Genomic DNA, 3,608 nt, shown 5'->3' with positions numbered 1-3,608 from the left:
TAACTCTCCTGCTTGGGGTGTTATGCAGATTTTGGTCAGCCCACATACCTGACTAAGGATGATTATGTTGATTAGACGCTTGATAACACCACAAATAGGGTAGTTATGAACACGAATATCGGTATAATGCGCCCATTTCAGAGTGTCATGCGGTTATCTTCAAACAATCTTCACGATCAGCCCAGGATCAACGCATACAGCATTTAGCACATGGGTTCTAGTTAGAGATTCCTGACTTATGATCGATCCTCGACCCAGAAAACTCTTGGATCACGTGCGATGCAATTCGGCTGAAGTATTACTCCTATCGAACAGAGCAGACCTAGGTCGGTTGGATTCGTCGCTCCATCATGGTTCATCACAAAACCTATCCCAAGGATAGGGGTGTCCCTGAGATTGAAGCCCTTTTGACACATCTAGGCGTAGGGAAATGTGTCCGTATAACCATCGCCCTCAACCTCACGAGTTGAAGCGGAGTTGCCGAAGGAGGAGCGATCGCCTATGGTGTCGCCACACCGACGTGAGCAGGGGTATGGTTTGAAGCAGACCTTGGCAACCCTGAAGCTTTAGGATTTGAGTGCGCTTAAGATAATGATAGTGATATCCCGAGGTCATGATGTTGTTTGAAGGCTGGGCAGTACTGACGGGTCTTGAGTTAGCCAGTTTTGTGGGCAAACAGGTGTTGGGTCTCGGGACGGATGCCCTGAAGGATTACGTCAAGGATTTCTTCAAGGGCAGCATTCGGACTGGGGTCATGGCAATTGAGCAACGGCGAGCTTTGGAGCAAGGAACGGTGGAGGCGATCGCCACCCTCACCCAACTCTTCGAGAAGGAACTCCAGGTGCGCCGCGTCGATCCGGCCGTTGCCAAGGCCCATTACCGCGAGCCGTTTAAGCGATTTTTGAAACATAAGCGTGTTCGGGGCGTCTTGGGGGCGGCGTTTGAGTCGGGCTGTGAGGCGATCGACAGTGACGCTCTGGCGGAGATCTGGACGGAACATCATCCCCAGGGAGCCTTGATCAAACCCGAAAAAATCGACTGGGATCGGATTGGCTTTGATTATCTCGATGCGGTGCAGGGAACCGGGGGGATCATCGAGACCCATCCAGAACTGCGCGCGGTGCTCAGCATTCAACTTCAGAAACAGGAGGTTGCGGCACTCACAGAATTGGCGGGGCCGAAGGTGGGCTTTGATTTGACGCGCTATCGGGAGTCGCTGCTGGAGCAGTATGAGGTTTTGAAGCTGGAGAGCTTGGGGGCGAGTAAGTACGAACGGGGCAGTATCAATTATCGAACGGTGCCGCTGTGGAGTGTATTTGTGGCTCAGACGGCGCGGGAGTTTGAAACCGTTGCGCCGCAGTTATTCGAGCTGCCCAAGGAACAGTTGCGGCGGATGCAGGCAGAGGGACTGATCGATGGGGATGCAGAGGAGATTTGGCAGGCCCAGAAGGGGCGTTACTTTGAGTCATCGCCGCGATCAATTTTAGAGATCTGTGCGGATCCGCAGGTGCCGTATCAGGTGGTGCTGGGGGATCCGGGGGCAGGGAAATCGACGCTGGTGCGGTATCTGGCGGTGCAGTGGGCGCGGCAGGAACCGCCGGATGCAGGGGCTCCGATTCCGCTGTTGATTGAACTGCGGCGCTATATCCAAAGCAAGGAGTCCGGGGAATGCAAGAACTTTTTGGAATTTATTCACCAGGGCAGTAACTGGGTGGGGAATTTGAACCAGGGGGAGCTGGATCGCATCCTGGATCAAGGGCGAGTGTTGGTGATGTTTGATGGCTTGGATGAGGTGGTGGAACGGGGGCAGCGGGGAAATGTCCTCAAGGCGATTCATGGGTTTAGTCAGACGTATCCCCAGGCGCGGATTATCGTCACATCGCGGGTGATTGGCTATCGGGCAGAGGATCTGCGGGGGGCGGGGTTTCGGCATTTTATGCTCCAGGATTTAGACCGGGGGCAGATGCAGCAGTTTGTAACAGACTGGCACGAGACGACCTACGGCGATGCCGCCGAGCGAGAACGGAAGCAGAGGCGGTTGGAGCGGGCGATCGATCACTCTAAGGCGATTTTTGAGCTGGCGGGGAATCCGCTGCTGTTGACGTTGATGGCGATATTGAATCGGGGGGAGGAATTGCCACGCGATCGGGTGCGACTGTATGAGAAGGCGGCGGAGGTGTTGTTGTTTCAGTGGGATTTTGAGGAAAAGGAGGGATTGGTTGACCCGCGTTTGGCGAAGTATTTGGTGGAGCTAGATTTTCGCGATAAGCGGGCCATGTTGCAGCAGGTAGCCTATCGTATGCAGTCGAGTCCGGAGGGGTTGGCGGGGAATTTTGTGACGCGCCAGGTGTTAGAGGATTGTTTAGTTGATTATCTGAAAAACAGGAAAGATGCGGCCCAGGCTCCGAGTATTGCAGGGTTAATTATTGAGCAGTTGCGAGAGCGCAATTTTATTTTATGTGCTTTGGGGAATGACAATTATGCCTTTATCCATCGCACGTTCTTGGAGTATTTTTGTGCGACGGAGATTGTGGAGCGATTTGGTAAGCGGGGCACAGAGGGCGGATTGGCCTTCGAGCAGTTGCGGGATGAGGTATTTGGGGTTCATTGGCAGGATCCAACGTGGCATGAGGTGTTGCGGTTGATTTGTGGAGAGATTGCGCCGAAGTTTGCAGGGGAGTTGATTGAGTTTTTGATGGCGATTGAGGTAAATCGATCGAAGTTTATCGAGGGCGACGGACTGAACAAGGAAGGATTATTGAATCTTTTTTTGGCAGCAGATTGTTTGGGCGAGGTGCGTGATCGCTCAGAAATTCTCTCAATCAGCCAGCATTTGCTCCAGCAACTTCAACACGAAGCGGAAACAGAATACTCACCTCGATTCAGTGATGAAACTGCTCAAGCATTACTCTCAAAAATTGCAACCCTTTGTGAGAATAGTCCGACCATTAAATCATGGTTGCAAGGCTGTTTGACGTTTGGTCAAAAATCGTATCTACCTGAGTCAGCGGTGAAGGCAGTCGCTCAAACCTACAAAGACGACCCTGATACCCTTCCCTGGCTCAAAGACTGCGTTCTACAGGATGACAATGAGAATGTACGCAGTGCGGCGGTGGAGGCAATAGCCCAAGGTTGGAAAGACCACCCTGATACCCTGCCTATGCTCAGAGACAGCGTTCTACAGGATAACGATGGGGATGTGCGCAGTGCGGCAGTGGAGGCAATCGCTGAAGGGTGGAAGGACGATCCCGATACCCTGCCCATGCTCAAAAGCTGCATACTACAGGATGATTATTGGTGGGTGCGTTACGCGGCGGTGAGGGCGATCGCCCAAGGCTGGAAAGACGACCCCGATACTCTTCCCATGCTCAAAAACCGTGTTCTACAGGATGACGATTGGCAGGTGCGCCGTGCGGCGGTAGCGGCGATCGCCCAAGGCTGGAAAGACGATCCCGATACCCTGCCCATGCTCAAAGACCGCGTTCTACAAGATGATCAAGGGTTAGTGCGCAGTGCAGCGGTGGAGGCGATCGCCCAAGACTGGAAGGACGATCCCGATACCCTGCCCATGCTCAAAAACCGTGTGCAACAGGATGACGATTGGTTGG

General features: G+C 53.3%; 1 protein-coding gene. It reads left to right on the top strand.

Annotated features, from left to right (window positions below):
* Positions 1-613: 613 nt before the first annotated feature.
* Positions 614-3,608: HEAT repeat domain-containing protein (locus tag V6D20_16425; GenBank protein ID HEY9817366.1), on the top strand; the 2,995-nt coding region annotated here is incomplete at its 3' end.

The organism is Candidatus Obscuribacterales bacterium (assembly GCA_036703605.1).
In the GTDB taxonomy this organism is placed as follows: domain Bacteria; phylum Cyanobacteriota; class Cyanobacteriia; order RECH01; family RECH01; genus RECH01.
This window is presented reverse-complemented; position numbering and strand designations above follow the sequence as displayed.